Source organism: Enterobacter sp. BRE11, assembly GCF_031844285.1.
GTDB lineage: Bacteria > Pseudomonadota > Gammaproteobacteria > Enterobacterales > Enterobacteriaceae > Pantoea.
In genome coordinates, this window is sequence record NZ_JAUZUX010000012.1 from 96,443 (window position 1) to 113,142 (window position 16,700).

General features: G+C 60.2%; 18 protein-coding genes. 4 read left to right on the top strand and 14 right to left on the bottom strand.

Features of this window, described 5'->3' with window-relative positions; all coding sequences use genetic code 11:
• Positions 1 to 23: 23 nt before the first annotated feature.
• Positions 24 to 644 (bottom strand): BamJ family beta-barrel-assembly machinery protein, encoded by a 621-nt coding sequence (gene bamJ / locus Q9R34_RS14405; RefSeq protein ID WP_033754889.1) that lies wholly within the window; start codon positions 642 to 644, stop codon positions 24 to 26.
• Positions 645 to 987: 343 nt separating this feature from the next.
• On the opposite strand from bamJ, the gene Q9R34_RS14410 reads away from it, so the two are divergent.
• Positions 988 to 1,533: an OapA family protein gene (locus Q9R34_RS14410; protein WP_434125093.1), complete on the top strand. Its 546-nt coding sequence runs from the start codon at positions 988 to 990 to the stop codon at positions 1,531 to 1,533.
• A gap of 103 nt (positions 1,534 to 1,636) precedes the next feature.
• Here Q9R34_RS14410 and rplI read toward each other — a convergent pair whose 3' ends face one another.
• Genes rplI through rpsF form a run of 4 tightly spaced genes read right to left on the bottom strand, consistent with a single transcriptional unit; the run spans position 1,637 to position 3,077 of the window.
• The gene (gene rplI / locus Q9R34_RS14415; protein WP_033754882.1) at positions 1,637 to 2,086 is read right to left on the bottom strand and encodes a 50S ribosomal protein L9; all 450 of its coding nucleotides are present in this window, start codon (positions 2,084 to 2,086) and stop codon (positions 1,637 to 1,639) included.
• A gap of 39 nt (positions 2,087 to 2,125) precedes the next feature.
• Positions 2,126 to 2,353, bottom strand: coding sequence for a 30S ribosomal protein S18 (gene rpsR / locus Q9R34_RS14420; RefSeq protein ID WP_000135199.1), 228 nt, complete (start codon positions 2,351 to 2,353; stop codon positions 2,126 to 2,128).
• 4 nt (positions 2,354 to 2,357) lie between these two features.
• Positions 2,358 to 2,675, bottom strand: a complete 318-nt coding sequence (priB, locus tag Q9R34_RS14425; protein WP_033754872.1) for a primosomal replication protein N — start codon at positions 2,673 to 2,675, stop codon at positions 2,358 to 2,360.
• A gap of 6 nt (positions 2,676 to 2,681) precedes the next feature.
• Positions 2,682 to 3,077, bottom strand: a complete 396-nt coding sequence (gene rpsF / locus Q9R34_RS14430; RefSeq protein WP_033792326.1) for a 30S ribosomal protein S6 — start codon at positions 3,075 to 3,077, stop codon at positions 2,682 to 2,684.
• A 372-nt stretch (positions 3,078 to 3,449) separates the two neighbouring features.
• Here rpsF and Q9R34_RS14435 point away from each other — a divergent pair, with 372 nt between their 5' ends.
• Positions 3,450 to 3,656, top strand: coding sequence for a hypothetical protein (locus Q9R34_RS14435; RefSeq protein ID WP_033754868.1), 207 nt, complete (start codon positions 3,450 to 3,452; stop codon positions 3,654 to 3,656).
• A gap of 46 nt (positions 3,657 to 3,702) precedes the next feature.
• On the opposite strand, the gene yjfP is transcribed toward Q9R34_RS14435, so the two are convergent.
• Entirely contained in the window at positions 3,703 to 4,452 is a 750-nt protein-coding gene (gene yjfP, locus Q9R34_RS14440; protein WP_485894556.1) for an esterase, read from the bottom strand.
• 155 nt (positions 4,453 to 4,607) lie between these two features.
• Here yjfP and Q9R34_RS14445 point away from each other — a divergent pair, with 155 nt between their 5' ends.
• Together Q9R34_RS14445 and bsmA are read left to right on the top strand one after the other, a co-directional pair.
• Entirely contained in the window at positions 4,608 to 6,539 is a 1,932-nt protein-coding gene (locus Q9R34_RS14445; protein ID WP_485894557.1) for a methyl-accepting chemotaxis protein, read from the top strand.
• A gap of 55 nt (positions 6,540 to 6,594) precedes the next feature.
• Complete coding sequence (bsmA, locus tag Q9R34_RS14450) at positions 6,595 to 6,921, top strand: biofilm peroxide resistance protein BsmA (protein ID WP_434125090.1); 327 nt, start codon at positions 6,595 to 6,597, stop codon at positions 6,919 to 6,921.
• On the opposite strand, the gene Q9R34_RS14455 is transcribed toward bsmA, so the two are convergent.
• The 8 genes from Q9R34_RS14455 to hflK all read right to left on the bottom strand — a co-directional run bounded on the left by Q9R34_RS14455 (position 6,895) and on the right by hflK (position 16,499).
• On the bottom strand, positions 6,895 to 8,523 hold the full coding sequence (locus Q9R34_RS14455) for an isovaleryl-CoA dehydrogenase (protein ID WP_485894559.1): 1,629 nt from the start codon (positions 8,521 to 8,523) through the stop codon (positions 6,895 to 6,897). The genes bsmA and Q9R34_RS14455 overlap by 27 nt on opposite strands.
• Positions 8,524 to 8,608: 85 nt before the next feature.
• The gene (gene rlmB / locus Q9R34_RS14460; RefSeq protein ID WP_371245467.1) at positions 8,609 to 9,343 is read right to left on the bottom strand and encodes a 23S rRNA (guanosine(2251)-2'-O)-methyltransferase RlmB; all 735 of its coding nucleotides are present in this window, start codon (positions 9,341 to 9,343) and stop codon (positions 8,609 to 8,611) included.
• A gap of 83 nt (positions 9,344 to 9,426) precedes the next feature.
• Positions 9,427 to 11,856, bottom strand: coding sequence for a ribonuclease R (rnr, locus tag Q9R34_RS14465; protein ID WP_485894561.1), 2,430 nt, complete (start codon positions 11,854 to 11,856; stop codon positions 9,427 to 9,429).
• A gap of 16 nt (positions 11,857 to 11,872) precedes the next feature.
• Complete coding sequence (gene nsrR / locus Q9R34_RS14470; RefSeq protein WP_434125086.1) at positions 11,873 to 12,316, bottom strand: nitric oxide-sensing transcriptional repressor NsrR; 444 nt, start codon at positions 12,314 to 12,316, stop codon at positions 11,873 to 11,875.
• 218 nt (positions 12,317 to 12,534) lie between these two features.
• Positions 12,535 to 13,833 (bottom strand): adenylosuccinate synthase, encoded by a 1,299-nt coding sequence (locus Q9R34_RS14475; RefSeq protein ID WP_434125296.1) that lies wholly within the window; start codon positions 13,831 to 13,833, stop codon positions 12,535 to 12,537.
• Positions 13,834 to 13,998: 165 nt separating this feature from the next.
• Complete coding sequence (locus Q9R34_RS14480) at positions 13,999 to 14,199, bottom strand: DUF2065 domain-containing protein (RefSeq protein WP_485894563.1); 201 nt, start codon at positions 14,197 to 14,199, stop codon at positions 13,999 to 14,001.
• A 56-nt stretch (positions 14,200 to 14,255) separates the two neighbouring features.
• Positions 14,256 to 15,260, bottom strand: a complete 1,005-nt coding sequence (gene hflC, locus Q9R34_RS14485) for a protease modulator HflC (protein ID WP_033792335.1) — start codon at positions 15,258 to 15,260, stop codon at positions 14,256 to 14,258.
• A 3-nt stretch (positions 15,261 to 15,263) separates the two neighbouring features.
• Positions 15,264 to 16,499: an FtsH protease activity modulator HflK gene (gene hflK, locus Q9R34_RS14490; RefSeq protein ID WP_485894564.1), complete on the bottom strand. Its 1,236-nt coding sequence runs from the start codon at positions 16,497 to 16,499 to the stop codon at positions 15,264 to 15,266.
• Positions 16,500 to 16,700: the final 201 nt, after the last annotated feature.

Here is a 16,700-nt window from a genome sequence, read left to right on the forward strand (position 1 = left end):
TACAAGCTGAAAAGCGGCAAAGATTAAAGAATTTCCAGCAGCTCAACTTCGAAGATCAGGGTGCTGAACGGCGGAATGGAAGCGCCTGCACCGCGCTCGCCGTAGGCGAGGTTGTGCGGGATGGTCAGCTCCCACTTCGAGCCGACCGGCATCAGGGTCAGCGCTTCAATCCAGCCGGCAATCACGCCGGTCACCGGGAATTCCGCCGGTTCGCCGCGCGCGACTGAGCTGTCGAATACCGTGCCGTCGATCAGCTTACCGGTATAGTGCACGCGTACGCGATCCTGACGTGACGGGATCGGACCGTCGCCCTGCTTGATCACGCTGAACTGCAGGCCCGACTCGGTGCTGTTGACGCCTTCGCGCTGCGCGTTTTCCGCCAGAAAAGTCTGGCCTTCGGCAGCCATCGCCTCTACGCGCTCGCGGCGTACGCCTTCCGCGCGCTCATGCACTTCACGCAGCGCGCGATGCACGACGTCAACCGGCACGGCCGGCGAATTCCCTTCCAGCGCGTCGCGCAGGCCCGCGAGCAGCGCTTCTGGCTGAAGTCCCTGCAGACCGGACTCGAGCAGCTGCTGGCCAACCTGTAAACCAATTCCGTAACTTGCTTGTGATTCGACGCTGTCGAATGAAGGGGTCGTCATCTTGATACCTGTCTCTTTCGCTAATTTGAACCGGCAGCATAGCAGCGCGGGCCGCTGGCGTAAAATCCCACGCCGTGCAGGTGACTTTTGGCGGTGAAACAGAAACAATACGCAGGTCATATTTCTTAAGGCTGACAGGCACGTCGCGCCCGTATTGCCCATACTATAACTCTGGACGAGGGCAACCTCGGCAGCGTACTGAAAGAAGAGAAGATACATGGGTCAAATCGCCCCACAACGCCGCAGGACGCGCGCGCCACGCACATTGCGCACATTGCGCCAACGCTTCGCCTGGCGGCCTGCTAAACCGTCGCGCGCCGCTGGCGATGAGGAGGATTCACGAATGGCTTCAGAGGCGCCTTCCCGCTTGCCCGCCTGGCTCAGTTCAGTCTGGCACTATACCGATCATATTCGCTGGATGTCCCCGCTGCCGCCCGCGCACCGGCGCGGCATTGTTATCGCCCTGCTGGTGATGCTGCTGGCGTTTTTATGGCCCTCCAGCTCGCCGCAGTATCCTGTGGAGCGTCCGCAGACGGCAGGCGCCGAAAAAGAGGTGCCGATGCAGGCGGAGATCTACGACCAGAAAGCGCCGCAGCAGAATACGCAGCCGCCGAAAGCGGATTCTCAGGGCGAGTGGCGCAACTACACTATCGCTTCAGGCCAGACCCTGGCGCAGCTGTTTCGCGACAATAATCTGCCGGTGGGCGATGTATTTGCCATGGCGCGCGTAGAGGGCAGCGATCAGCCGCTGAGCGCGTTGCAGAGCGGGCAGCAGGTGAAAATCCGACAGAATGGGCAGGGCGTGGTGACGGGACTGACCGTGGACGGCGCCAGCGGGCCGGTGCTCTTTACGCGTCAGCCTGACGGCAGTTTTATCCGCGCGCAGTAGCCTTTTCCCGGCGCGATTCAGGCGACCGGCAGGACCTCTGCACATCGGAGACAAAAACAAAAAAGCCGGCGCAAGGCCGGCTTTTTCGCATTACCGAGTAAAATTACTCAGCAACTACATTCACAACCAGTTTAGCGAAAACTTCGCTGTGAACCTGGAAGTCAACTTCATGCTCACCGGTGGTGCGCAGAACGCCGTTCGGCAGACGAACTTCGCTCTTAGCCACTTCAACGCCAGCTGCAGTGACAGCGTCAGCGATGTCGCGAGTACCGATAGAACCGAACAGTTTACCTTCGTCGCCTGATTTAGAGGCGATGGTCACTGAACCCAGTGCATTGATTTTCTCAGCGCGTGCGTTGGCAGCAGCCAGAACGTCAGCCAGTTTGGCTTCCAGTTCAGCGCGGCGAGCTTCGAAATATTCAACGTTTTTCTTGGTAGCCGGGACAGCTTTGCCCTGCGGTACCAGGAAGTTGCGCGCGTAGCCCGCTTTAACGTTGACCTGGTCACCCAGGCTGCCCAGGTTTGCTACTTTATCAAGCAGAATAACTTGCATTACCTTATCCTCTTAAAGTCGTTAATGGACAGTTGCCGATTACTGATGACGATCAGTGTACGGCAGCAGAGACAGGTAACGCGCGCGCTTGATAGCACGAGCCAGCTGACGCTGGTATTTTGCGCGAGTACCGGTGATACGGCTCGGTACGATCTTGCCGCTTTCAGTGATGTAGTTTTTCAGCGTTGCGATATCTTTATAATCGATCTCTTGAACGCCTTCCGCGGTGAAACGGCAGAACTTGCGACGACGGAAATAACGTGCCATTTGGCTAGTCTCCAGAATCTATCAATTCAATCTGCTCGGCATGCAGCACCATTTTACTCTGTCCATTTCGCGCCTGATGGCAGCTAATGAAGCCTTCGAGAATGAGCGGCGTGCCGACCGTTATATGTTGAGTAATCTCCTGATGAAGCGTGCCGCTGATAATCACGGGCATTCTGCACCAGGCTTGCCGGTGGAAACCGGCTTCTTCCTGCACTGAGCGGTGCTCAAGCACGAACTGACAGTGAGGAATTCCTGACGGGCTCACTTTTCGAACCGGCGTCTTGCACACGGTGCCAGACAGGCGCAGTCGATTAGCCGTCACGGATGATTACTCTTCAGAATCCCCAGCATCTGACTCGTCAGAGGTTTCGTTAGCGAAATCTTCGCGGCGCTCACGACGCTCGTCTTTCGCTTTAACCATCGGAGATGCTTCGGTTACCGCGTGCTTAACGCGCATAACCATGCTGCGGATAACGGCGTCGTTGAAGCGGAAGTTCGTTTCCAGCTCGTCGATCACTTCCTGCGGTGCTTCTACGTTCATCAGAACATAGTGAGCTTTGTGCAGTTTGTTGATCGGGTAAGCCAGCTGACGGCGGCCCCAGTCTTCCAGACGGTGAATCGTGCCTTCTGCACCAGTGATAGCACCAGTGTAACGCTCGATCATGCCCGGAACCTGTTCGCTCTGGTCAGGATGGACCATAAATACGATTTCGTAATGACGCATCGAAATTGCTCCTTACGGATTATTCAGCCTCCTGTCAGGGTCAGCTGCGGCCCACGGAAGCAAGGAACGTTATAGGTCGTGAAACATTCGCTGAATGTAACGCGCCCCTGAATGCAGCTGAAAAATTGACGCGTAATCATACTGACGCAGGGCGCTAAACTCAAGCGCACATTTCATTAAATCGTCATTAAAGAGGCTTTCCGTGCGAAGGCAGGCGATTCAGTGGGTTGCGCAGCCTTTATCAATTTTCCTGATGAAGGCGTTCAACGGCGCGGTCTGGCATTGGCGACGGCGCGCGCTAAAATTAACCATGGCGACGCATTTTTAAGCAGCAGCGTCGCAGAGTGTGTTCCCATCAGTGAGGAGTCGGGCATGAAAACGTTCGTCATCGCCACTTTACTGGGTCTCTTCCTGTCTCCACCCGCCCTTGCCAGCCAGACTGACTGTGCGCAGCAGATGAGAAGTAACAGCAGCAAAGCGGCCTCAGGCTATGTCTACGTCAACCGACTGGACGCGCCGGGCAATACGCACGCCAGCGCAACCACCAGCGCGGCGCAGCGATTATCGAATCAGTTGTAATCTCTGCAGGGCAACGGGCTGACGGCGCGCCGTCGGCCCGGCTGCATCATAAATTCCGCCTGAAGAAATCCACCAGCGCGCGCAGCGCGAAAGGGGTAATTTTGTGGCTGATGCCTTTTTCCGCGAAGAAGGACATCTTATCCGCCTGGCCGCTCGCCTGCAGCGCCGCCACCAGCCGCGCAGTTTCCGCGAAAGGCACGACATCGTCCGCTTCGCCGTGCCACAGCAGCAGCGGCCGGTTTGCCAGCACCTCCAGCTTTTCGCTGGGATCGTAAGCGGCCAGCGGCGCCATCAGCCGATCGAACTGCGCCCGATCGTCAGGGGTGCTGACGTTCACCGGCGGAAAAAGCGACTGGCTGAGCCGCATAAAATAGGCCGATCCCATCAGGCAGGCGGCGCTGCGGAGCTGCGGGTAGCGCGCCATCGCGCCTAACGCGGTCATGCCGCCCAACGACGCGCCCGCCACGGCGAAGCGATCGCCCTCGACCAGGCCCGCCGTGCGCAGCGCGTTCTCCAGCTGCGGCAGCTCGTCGATATTGCGCTGCAGAATCTGCCAAAAACGCGAAAGCCGCACCGCGTCGTTGCCGTTGTCGCGCGCGCCGTGCAGATCGGCGTCAGGCATCACGGCGCGAAACCCTGCCTGCGCCAGCGCTACAGCTAAATAGGCGTACACCTCTTTTGAAGAGGTAAAGCCGTGATAAAGCAGCACCGTCGGCAGCGCCGCCTCGTGCTGGCCCGCAGGCGCGGCGTGCAGCACCTGAATACCCGCCAGCCGTTCCGTGTTGAGTTCGATCATGCTCGCTCCGCTGTGGATGTCGACTCCGCTGAGTTTACGTGCCGCGCGCTTAATCTGCGAACGACTTCACACATCCACTGTTCGATTTAGGGCGTAAACCTTTTACCGCCAGTGCCGTTAACCGTATTTCCTCTAAACCGATCTAAAGGTATTTTATGAAGCGTCTCTCTCCCAGCCGCATGAGTCTTGGAGTCAAGCTGTCTGTACTGACGTCTCTCAGCGTCGCGCTGCTGCTGTTCGTTCTGACCCTGACTCAAAGCCACAACGCAGCCCGCCAGCTGGAAAGCCTCGCCACGGATGACATGCACAATCAGGTGCAGGGCATCAGCGAAATGGCCTCAATGTTCAACGCCACCCTCACCGAAGAGGTCAACAACTACACCCAGCTGTTCGCCAGCTTTTTGCCGCAGCGCTTCAGCCGCGACGACAGTGCACGTATTCAGGTCGGGGAGTTTTCGACCCCGACCCTGCGCGCCGGCCTGAAGACCCTGAACCTCGATCAGGTCGCGGTCGACGACTTTTTACAGCGCACCACCGCCGTCTCCACCATCTTTGTGCGCGACGGCGACGACTACTACCGTATCTCGACCTCGCTGAAAAAAGAGGATGGCAGCCGCGCCATCGGCACCCGCCTCGATCGCGCCAGCGCGGCGTGGAAAAGCGTCAGCCGCGGCGAGATCTATCGCGGGCTGGCAACGCTGTTCGGCCACCGCTACATCACGCAGTATCAGCCGGTTAAAGATGAAAGCGGCGCGGTAATCGGCATTCTGTTCGTCGGCGTACAGATCGATAAGCAGTATGCGCTGATGCGCGATAAGGTGCTGGCGCGCAAGCTGGGCGACAGCGGCCATTTTTACGTGCTGAACGGCGCGCCGGGTGCCACACAGGGACACTATCTGTTTGCCGCGCAGAATGAGGGCAAACTGCCGGACTGGGACGCCAGCGTACAGCAGGCGCTGCTGAGCCAGCCGCAGGGCGTACAGGAGGCGGAGCTGGACGGCGAAAGCAAGATGCTGGCATGGCAGCAGCTGCCGGGCTGGAACTGGATTGTAGTCGGCGAGGTGAGCCGCGACACGCTGCTGGCGCCGATCACCCACAGCCGCAACCTGTTTATGCTGACCGGCCTGGCGCTGGTGCTGATTTTTGCGCTGGGCTTTGTGCTTTACAGCCGCCGCGCCATTACGCGTCCGCTGCAGCAGGTCATCCACCTGGCTGAAGAGTACGCGGCGGGCAACCTGCGCGTTCACCTGGATACGCGCCGCCATGACGAAGTCGGCCAGCTGATTACCGCCATCAACGGCATCGGCGACGGGCTGGAGAAGATTGTCGGTCAGGTGCGCGTCGCCGCGCAGGAGATCAGCGACACCACCGACACCATCGCCGCTAGCAGCCTCAATATCAGCGAGCAGATTGGCCGCCAGGCCAGCAGCGTCGAAGAGACCTCGGCGAGCATGGAGCAGTTTGGCGCCACGATCGAGCATACCGCCGACAACCTGCGCCAGGCGATGACGCTGGTGGCGGAAGCGAGCGACCTGGTCACGCACGGCAGCCAGACCGTGAGCCGTTCGGTGAACACCATGTCGGCGATTCAGGTCTCTTCCCAGAGCATTGCCGATATCACCCACGTTATTGAGTCGATCGCGTTTCAGACCAACATTCTGGCGCTTAACGCGGCGGTAGAAGCGGCGCGCGCCGGAGAACACGGTCGCGGTTTCGCGGTGGTGGCGGCGGAAGTCCGCGCGCTGGCGCAGCGCAGCGCCCAGGCGGCTAAGGAGATCGACGGTCTGATCGCCACCTCGATCGGCAACGTCTCGGAAGGGCATCAGCTGTCGCAGCAGACGCACGACGCCATGGCCCATATCGTGTCGCACATCGAGCAGGTGCAGGCGCTGATGAGCGAAATCAACGTCGCGGCGCAGCAGCAGGCGGCGGGGATTGGCCAGGTAAATCAGGCGATGAACCAGATCAGCCAGGCGACCCATGAGAACAGCGAGCTGATGGCGCAGGCGGATGCGTCGGCGCAGAACCTGAGTCACAAAGGTCATCATCTGACGCAGCTGGTCAGCGTATTTCACCTGAAATCCTGATCCTCTTTGGGACGGTGGCTTACACTTACTCCACCGTCCCACTGGAGTAAACCTTATGCGTTACGCTTACTTACTGACAATGGCGCTGCTGTTGAGCGGCTGTTCGGCGCTGAAAACCACGCCGCAGCCGCCGCCTGCGCCCACCCATCAGGCGCAGGAGATCACGCGCGCGCAGAGCGCCGGACTGCCGAGGCTCGGCAGCGTCAGCACCCAGGTGCGCGGCTCGCCGGATGACGCGCAGCGCGCGCTGGCGGCGGAAGCCAATCAGCGCGGCGCGGTCTACTATCAGGTCATTATGGTGGATGAAACGGTCATGCCGGGATACTGGTACGCCACGGCGATTTTGTACGGCGCCTCACCCGCCGCTCGCGCGCAGCAGTAAGCGCTGCGCTATTTGACTTTCCAGCGGCCGGACGCCGCGCGCGTCGAGCCACTGCCGACACCAGGCGTCCGCCAGCGGTGGCTCACCATATTTCAGCAGCTGCGCGCCGGTCGCCAGTAGAAACAGGCGCTGGGCGATCTCCCGCGCCTGATTCTCCTGCAGTCGGTTCAGGCGCAGCTTTAGCTGTCGCCAGGCGGCGTCAAACCGGCGATTCACGCCTCTGACCGCCTCGAACTCCTGATGCAGCATCTCTGCTACGCCGGGCTGTTTACGCAGCACGCGCAGCACGTCGAGACACATCACGTTGCCCGATCCTTCCCAGATGCTGTTGACCGGCATATCACGATAGAGCCGCGGCAGCTCGCTCTCCTCACAGTAGCCCACGCCGCCCAGCACCTCCATCGCCTCGGCGACAAAGGGCATGCCCGCCTTACAGACGGCGTACTTCGCCGCCGGGGTGAAGAGCCGGGCGAACGCGCCCTCCAGCGGCTGCGCCGGCTGCGACCAGGCGCGCGCCAGCCGCATCAGCAGCGCCGTCTGTCCCTCAAGCTGCAGCGCCTGCGCCGCTAAAACCTGACGCATCAGCGGCTGATCCACCAGATTTTTGCCCATCACCTGGCGCTGATGCGCATGGTACAGCGCGACGGAGAAGGCGCGGCGCATCTGGCCGTGGCTGCCGAGCGCGCAGTCGAAGCGGGTCATGCCGCCCATTTTGAGGATCAGCCGCACGCCGTCGCCCTCTTCCCCCATCAGCCAGCCGGTGGCCTCCTGAAACTCCGCTTCGCTGCTGGCGTTGGCGCGATTGCCCAGCTTATCTTTAAGCCGCTCAAGGCGAATGGCGTTGCGCGTGCCGTCCGGCAGCAGACGCGGCAGAAAGAAGCAGCTTAAGCCGCTGCCGCTTTGCGCGAGGATCAGATGCGCGTCGCTCTGCGGCACGGAGAAAAACCACTTATGGCCGGTAATGCGCCAGATCGAGCCGGGCGCGCGATCCGCCAGCGGCTCCGCGCGGGTCGTATTGGTGGTGACGTCGCTGCCGCCCTGTTTTTCCGTCATGCCCATGCCAATCAGCAGACCGCGCTTCTGGTCGCCAGGCTGCGCATGGGTGTCGTAGCGATCGCTGAGCAGCGGATCGCGCCAGCCGCTGAAAGCGTCAGGGAGCCAGCGCTGCAGCAGCGGGACGGCGGCGTGCGTCATGGTCGCCGGACAGAGCGTGCCGGCTTCGACCTGAGCGTGAAGGATAAAGCGCGCGGCGCGCGCCACCATGGCGCGATCCAGCACGTCGGGCTGCCAGCTGAGATTATGCAGTCGGCTGGCGCAGACGCCCTGCATCAGCAGGTGCCACGCCGGATGAAAACGCACCTCGTCGATGCGTACGCCGCGCGCGTCGTAGCGCAGCAGCTCCGGCGGCGCCGCGTTGGCCAGCCTGCCTAACTCCAGCGACTCGGCTCCGCCAAGCTGCGCGCCGACCGAAGCCAGCCATTCACGATCCCACTCTGCCCCTTCGCGCGCGAGCGCTTCGCGCAGCGGCGTGTCGGAAAGAAAGAGGTTGCTGTTGCTAAGAGGCTGCGGCTGATTGAAAACGGTGTGGGTTGTCCAGGTCATAACCCCTCCTCGCGATGCGTATCCCGCTAAGTATGGGAGAGCAACGCGCAGTTATGCCTGGCACTGAGGGGTTTTGCGGCGGCGATCACGCCCCGCGCTGGCGTACCGCTTCGAACAGGCAGACGCCGGTGGCCACGGAGACGTTAAGCGATGAGACGCTGCCCGCCATCGGAATGCTGATCAGCTCGTCGCAGTGCTCGCGCGTCAGGCGGCGCATGCCTTCGCCTTCCGCCCCCATCACCAGCGCCATCGGCCCGGTCATTTTGCTCTGGTAGAGCGTGTGATCGGCTTCGCCAGCGGTACCGACCACCCAGATGTTGTACTCCTGCAGCAGACGCAGCGTGCGCGCCAGGTTGGTGACGCGGATGAGCGGTACGTTCTCCGCCGCGCCGCTGGCGACTTTTTTCGCCGTGGCGTTCAGCGAGGCGGAGCGATCTTTCGGCACAATCACCGCATGTACGCCTGCGGCGTCGGCGCTGCGCAGGCAGGCGCCGAGGTTATGCGGGTCGGTTACGCCATCCAGCACCAGCAGCAGCGGTTTTTCCAGACTTTGCAGCAGATCCGGCAGATCGCCTTCCTGATACTGGCGGCCAGGCTTGATGCGCGCCACGATGCCCTGATGCACGCCGCCTTCAACCTGACCGTCCAGCCACTGGCGGTTCGCCAGCTGGATAACGATGCCCTGAGCTTCCAGCGCCGCCACCAACGGCTGCAGGCGACGATCGTCGCGGCCTTTGAGGATAAAGACTTCCTGGAAGCGCTGGGGATCGCGCTCCAGCAGCGCCTGCACGGCATGGATACCAAAAATAATTTCGCTCATCGATCTGCTCAGTTAAGAATTGAATGGACTTCAGCGGACGCTCTCTGCGCGGCAGAGAGCGTCCGTTAACGCATCAGGCGGAATCAGGCCTGCTTTTTCGCGGCGCGCTTCGCCTTTGTGGCGGCGGCGATTTTACGGGTTTTTTCCGACGGGGTTTTGCTTTTTTTCTCTTTCTTCGCTTTAGCCGGTTTCTCCTTACCGTCTCGGAACGCTTCGTTCGGTTCGAAGTTGCCTTTCTTGCCGACCTGACGGCGACGCTTCGACGGCGGCTTGCCTTCGCGTTTTGCCTTCTCCCGCGCGGTTTTGCCCTCGCCGCGCGGCTGACGCTGGCTGGAGATCAGCGCGAAGTCGATCTTGCGCTCGTCCAGATGCACCGCGTCGACCCGCACTTCAACCGCATCGCCCAGACGATAGGTGCGCCCGCCCGACTCGCCGATCAGACGCTGCCCCACCGCATCGAAACGGTAGTAGTCGTTGTCCAGCGTGGAGACGTGCACCAGGCCGTCGATAAAGAGATCGTTCAGGCGCACGAAGAAGCCGAAGCCGGTGACGCTGGAGATGACGCCGTTAAAGGTATTGCCGACCTGATCCTGCATAAAGTCGCACTTCAGCCAGTCGGCGACGTCGCGCGTGGCTTCGTCGGCGCGACGTTCGGTCATCGAACAGTGCTGGCCGAGCTGCAGCATCTGCGCCATCTCGTAGTGGTAGCCGCCGGTCGCCGTGGTGTTGCCTTTCACCTCGCCTTCCGCCTGCGCCAGCAGATATTTAATGGCGCGGTGCAGCAGCAGGTCGGGATAGCGGCGGATCGGCGAGGTAAAGTGCGCGTAAGACTGCAGCGCCAGGCCGAAGTGACCGCGGTTTTCCGGATCGTAGACCGCCTGTTTCATCGAGCGCAGCAGCATGGTTTGCAGCATTTCCGCATCCGGGCGATCGGCGATCTGCGTCAGCAGTTCGGCATAGTCGACTGGCTCAGGTTTAATACCGCCCGGCAGCGAAAGGCCCAGCTCGTTGAGCACGGTGCGGAAGCTGGTGATGCTGTCGTCGCTGGGGCGATCGTGATCGCGGAACAGCGCCGGCTCCTGATGCTTCTCGACGAAGCGCGCCGACGCAATATTGGCGAGGATCATGCACTCTTCGATCAGCTTGTGCGCGTCGTTGCGCACGGTGCGCTCTACACGCTCGATACGGCGTTCCGCATTGAAGATAAACTTCGCTTCTTCCGTCTCGAACGAGATGCCGCCGCGCGCTTCACGCGCCTGTTCCAGCACCTTGTACATGTTGTGCAGCTCTTCCAGCGGCTTCACCAGCGGCGCGTACTGTTCACGCAGCTCCGGGTTGCCCTGCAGGATATTCCACACTTTGTTGTAGGTCAGACGCGCGTGTGAGTTCATCACCGCTTCGTAGTGCTTATAGCCGGTCAGCTTGCCTGCGGCGGAGATGGTCATCTCACACACCATGCAGAGGCGATCGACCTGTGGATTGAGCGAGCAGAGCCCGTTGGAGAGCACTTCCGGCAGCATTGGCACCACCTGCGACGGGAAGTAGACCGAGGTGCCACGCTGCAGCGCTTCGTCGTCCAGCGGCGTGCCGGGACGCACATAGTAGCTGACGTCGGCAATGGCTACCCAGAGGCGCCAGCCGCCGCCGCGTTTTTTCTCGCAGTAGACCGCATCGTCGAAGTCGCGCGCGTCTTCGCCGTCGATAGTGACCAGCGGCAGCTGGCGCAGATCGACGCGCCCTTTTTTCGCCGCTTCAGGCACCTCTTCGCTGAGCTTGCTCACCTGTTTTTCAACTTCTGGCGGCCAGCTATGCGGGATTTCATGGGTGCGCAGAGCCATATCAACCGCCAGGCTGGTGCCCATGTCGTCGCCAAGAATTTCGGCGACTTTACCGATGGCTTTGGTGCGGCGCGTCGGGCGCTGCACCAGCTCGACTACCACCACCGACCCCATACGCGCCTGCAGCGTATCTTCCGGCGGGATCAGGATGTCGAAGCTCAGACGGCTGTCGTCGGGCACCACAAAGCCGGCGCCCGCATCGGTGAAGTAGCGGCCGACAATCTGGTTGTTGCGCGGCTCCAGCACGCGCACCATGCGCGCTTCGCGACGGCCTTTACGATCGGCGCCCAGCGGCTGCGCCAGAATGACGTCGCCGTGCATGCACATTTTCATCTGCTCGGCGGAGAGATAGAGATCGTCTTTCTGACCTTCTACGCGCAGGAAGCCGTAGCCGTCGCGGTGGCCGATAACCTTGCCACGCAGCAGATCGAGACGTTCCGGCAGCGCATAGCACTGGCGGCGGGTGAAGACCAGCTGACCGTCACGCTCCATGGCGCGCAGACGACGACGCAGCGCTTCAAGGTGCTCTTCGTCGGTCAGGTTCAGCTCTTGCGCCAGCTCATCGCGGCTGGCTGGCTTTTCGCGTTTTTCCAGGTGAGCCAGAATAAATTCACGGCTCGGAATAGGGTTTTCATATTTTTCAGCTTCTCTTTGCTGAAAAGGATCGTTTGACATAGCGGTTCCTCCGATGTCATTTCAGATTCATTGCCACCGGCGGTTCGGACAATAAAATTTGGTATAAGGGTTCGTTCCCCTCGACTAAGTCCGCCAGCGTGTAGCTGTCCAGTTCCCGCAGAAACAGCTGTACCGCATCGTTTAGCGCCTTTTTTAAGCGGCAGGCTGGCGTGATAGCGCAGGTTGCGCAGTCTACTAACTGTAGCGGCTCCATTTTGCGCACCACATCGCCGATGACAATATTATGCGGATCCATACCAAGACGAATGCCGCCGTTTTTGCCCCGCGTCGCGGCGACAAAGCCCGCCCGGCTAAGTTGATTGATGATTTTCACCATATGGTTGCGCGACACGCCGTAGGTCTCAGTGACTTCACTAATGTTCGTCATTTTGCCTTGCGGCAAACTAGCCATATAAATCAAGGCCCGCAGACCATAATCGGTAAAACTTGTCAGCTGCACAATTACCTCGGTAGATCACCCATGGCATGTTTATTTATTGCGTCCGCATTGCGGTTGATTTTAATAGTAAACCGGCCTGCGGCTACTGTAGATGATAAACCAGAGTCGAATCCAGAGTGTGTTTTTTTCCGCCGGACGGCGATGCGGCGAAGCGAAGGGAGAGTAAGCGGCGTGCTGAGCGGAAAACAGAGGCTGGCGCAGCGCCAGCCTCTGCAGGATTATGCGTCGAACGGATCGCGCAGAATCATGGTTTCGCTACGGTCCGGGCCAGTGGAGATAATATCAACCGGTACACCCGTGACTTCTTCCACGCGCTTGATATAGTCGCGCGCGGCCTGCGGCAGCCCTTCCAGCGTTTTCACGCCAAAGGTGGTTTCGCTCCAGCCGGGCAGCGTCTCATAGACAGGCTCGATGCCTTCCCAGTTCTCTGCCGCCAGCGGCGTGGTAGTCACTTCGCGGCCGTCCGGCAGGCGATAGCCTACGCAGATTTTCACTTCTTTCAGACCGTCCAGCACGTCCAGCTTGGTCATGCAGAAACCTGACAGGGAGTTGATCTGCACCGCACGGCGCACGGCGACCGCATCCAGCCAGCCGGTGCGACGACGACGGCCGGTGGTTGCGCCGAACTCATTGCCTTTCGCGCACAGGAACTCGCCGGTGTCGTCGAACAGCTCGGTCGGGAACGGGCCCGCGCCGACGCGCGTTGAGTAAGCCTTCACGATGCCCAGCACGTAGTCAACGCAGCGCGGACCGATGCCTGAACCGGTCGCCACGCCGCCAGCGGTGGTGTTAGAGGAGGTCACATAGGGATAGGTGCCGTGGTCGATATCCAGCAGCGTACCCTGTGCGCCTTCGAACATGATCAGGTCGCCGCGCTTCTGCGCCGTATCCAGCAGATCGGAGACGTCAACCACCATGCTGGTCAGCACGTCGGCTACCGCCAGCACGTCGCTCAGCACCTTGTCGTAGTCGACTGCGTCTTCTTTGTAGTAGTTCACCAGCTGGAAGTTGTAGTAATCAACAATCTCTTTCAGCTTAACGGCGAAGGTCTCTTTGTTGAAGAGATCGCCGACGCGCAGACCGCGGCGCGCCACTTTATCTTCATAGGCCGGGCCGATGCCGCGACCGGTGGTGCCGATGGCTTTGGCGCCGCGCGCTTTTTCGCGCGCCAGATCCATTGCGACATGGTATTGCAGGATCAGCGGACAGGCTTCAGAAATCAGCAGACGTTCGCGTACCGGTACGCCACGTTCTTCCAGGCCTTTCATCTCTTTCATCAGAGCTTCAGGCGACAGCACCACGCCGTTACCAATGATGCTGGTGACGTTTTCGCGCAGGATGCCAGATGGAATTAAGTGGAGGACGGTTTTTTCACCGTTGATGACAAGCGTATGGCCTGCATTGTGGCCACCCTGGTAACGCACCACATAATTAGCGCGTTCAGTCAGCAGATCTACAATTTTACCTTTGCCTTCGTCACCCCATTGGGTGCCCAGTACGACGACGTTCTTACCCATTTTCAAAATCACCGATTGCTTAAAAATGGATTCTACCATCTGATCCTGTGGCTTTCAGCACTTTTAGCATACGTTTGCGCGCATTTTTCGCCTGATTTTTGCGCACTACAACATCCTGGGGAAAGGCGGCGCAGCAGGCACAATTTAGCCCTGCCAGTCGCGAAATCAGCCGCCGCCGTGCGCGCCGATCATGTAGTAAATGACCACGCCCGCCACGACCAGGCCGCCGCCGAAACGGTGCAGCAGGCGATCGGGCAGCTGCGCCGTGCTCAGGATCATACGACGCCAGATGCGCGGCAGAAACATCGGCCCCAGCCCTTCCAGCACCAGTACCAGCGCCAGCGCCATCCATATGGTTTGATTCATTTACCCTTCCAAAAAAAAGGCCGACATCATTGTCGGCCCGTAGGTTATAGCAGTTCTTATCGCGTCGCGTTAGAGGGCGCTTTCATATATCGGAAGAAATCGCTGTCCGGGCTGAGCACCATCACATCCTGATTGTCGCTGAAGCTATTTTCATAGGCGCGCAGGCTGCGGATAAAGGCGTAGAAGTCCGGATCCTGGCTGAATGCATCGGCAAACAGCTTCGCAGCTTCGGCATCGCCGTCACCGCGCGTGATCAGCGCGGTACGCTGCGCTTCCGCCAGCGTGCGGGTGACCTGATAGTCCGCCTGCGCACGCAGTTTTTCCGCCTCTTCCTGACCCTGAGAGCGCTGGCTACGCGCAACAGCTTCACGCTCAGCGCGCATACGATTATAAATAGCGTCCGAGACCTCGGTCGGCAGATTGATCTGCTTGATGCGCACGTCGACGACCTGAATGCCCAGCGCCGCCATGCTGTTCGGGTTGATCGCAGGCTCTTTGCTGTTGGTTTCGCGCTCGACGCGCGCCGCCGCGCTGGCGATGGCGTCATCTGCCGCCGGCGTCTGCACTTCGTCATCGCTGCCAGCGCTGCCGGTATTCAGCGCGTCGCGCACGTCAGTGGTCAGGCGGCCGCGAGAGTCCGTCACGATATCCTTCACATCAAGACGGCCCATCTCAGAACGCAAACGGTCGCTGAATTTGCGCTTCAGCAGCACTTCTGCCTGCGAAACGTCGCCGCCGCCCGTCGCCAGGTAGTAGCGGCTGAAGTCGCTGATGCGCCATTTGATGTAAGAGTCGACGATCAGATCTTTCTTCTCTTTGGTGACGAAGCGATCCGCCTGGTTGTCCATGGTCTGAATACGCGCGTCCAGCGTTTTAACCGTCTCGATAAACGGCACTTTCATATGCAGACCCGGCGCGAACACCTGCGGTTTGTTTTCGTCGTCGCGCAGGACTTTGCCAAAGCGCAGCACGATGCCGCGTTCGCCTTCCTGCACCACAAACAGTGAAGCGTAGAGCGCCACCAGTACAACAATAATGACTACAATTATGGGCTTACGCATCGATTACTCTCTCCCTTCGCGCTGGGTATCGTTGCGCAGAGCATTGGCCCGACGCTGATCCATGATGCTGTCTGGATTGTAGGCTGACGTGTCGCTGCGGCTGGCAGTGCTGCCAGGCGAAGCGGGCAGCGTGCTCAGACTCGCGCCTTTGTGACCGCCCTGCGCCGCGCCAGTTGCGCCGCGCATCAGCTGGTCAAGCGGGAGCACCATCAGGTTATTGCCGCGCTCGTTAACCAGCACTTTGCGCGTATGGCTCAGCACGCGTTCCATGGTCTCGATATAGAGACGCTCTTTGGTGATGTCCGGCGCCGCCTTGTACTCAGGCAGCAGCCTGGCGAAGCGTGCGACTTCACCCTGCGCTTCCAGCACGGTACGTTCTTTATAAGCGCGCGCCTCTTCGAGGATACGCTGCGCCTGACCATTCGCGCGCGGCTGCACTTCGTTCGCGTAGGCTTCCGCCTCGCGCACGTACTGCTCGCGGTTTTCACGCGCGGCGATGGCGTCGTCGAACGCCGCTTTCACCTCTTCCGGTGGACGCGCCGCCTGGAAGTTGACGTCAAGCAGCGTAATGCCCATGTTGTAAGGGCGAATGGTTTCGTCGATTTCGCGCTGCGTATCGCTACGCACCACGGTACGGCCTTCAGTCAGAATACGATCCATCGTAGAGCGGCCAATGACGCCACGCAGTGCGCTGTCCGTCGCCTGGCGTAGACTGTCGTCCGCGCTGGTGACGGCGAACAGATAGCGTTCAGGATCGGTCACGCGGTACTGCACGTTCATCTCAACGCGCACCACGTTCTCATCCGAGGTCAGCATCACGCCGGAGGCAGCCAGCTCGCGCACCGCTTCCACGTTTACCGCGCGCACCTGGTCGATAAAGGTAGGTTTCCAGTTCAGGCCTGGCTCCACCAGATGACTGAACTTGCCGAAGCGCGTGACGACGCCGCGCTCCGCTTCTTTAATGGTGTAGAATCCACTGGCGGCCCAGATTACCACCGCCGCGACAGCGACGATCCCGACCAGTTTGCCACCGCCGCCGCCGCTGCGCTGGCCATTGTCACTCTGTTTGCCACCGCCCAGTCCGCCGAGCTTTTTGCTCAACTTACGGAAGATATCATCCAGATCCGGCGGTCCCTGTTCACGACCGCCTTTGTTTCCCCCAGAGTTGCCGCCTTTATTATTGCTGCTTCCCCACGGGTCGCGGTCCTGTCCGTTATTACCGGGCTGATTCCACGCCATGTTCTACTCCATTTATTGTAAGTGCGCTGTTTACCCTGCAGCTTTCAGGCTGTAGCTGTATTGGCTGCCTTGCTACAGCCTGGAATCTCTGGGTAAACCCTGCTTTTCGCGGCTGTAGTTCTGCTGGCCGCCTTCATTCGCCCTAAAGAGCCAAAGAAAAAGTCCCAGAAAAAACGGCGGCCGCCTGCTACACCATACCAG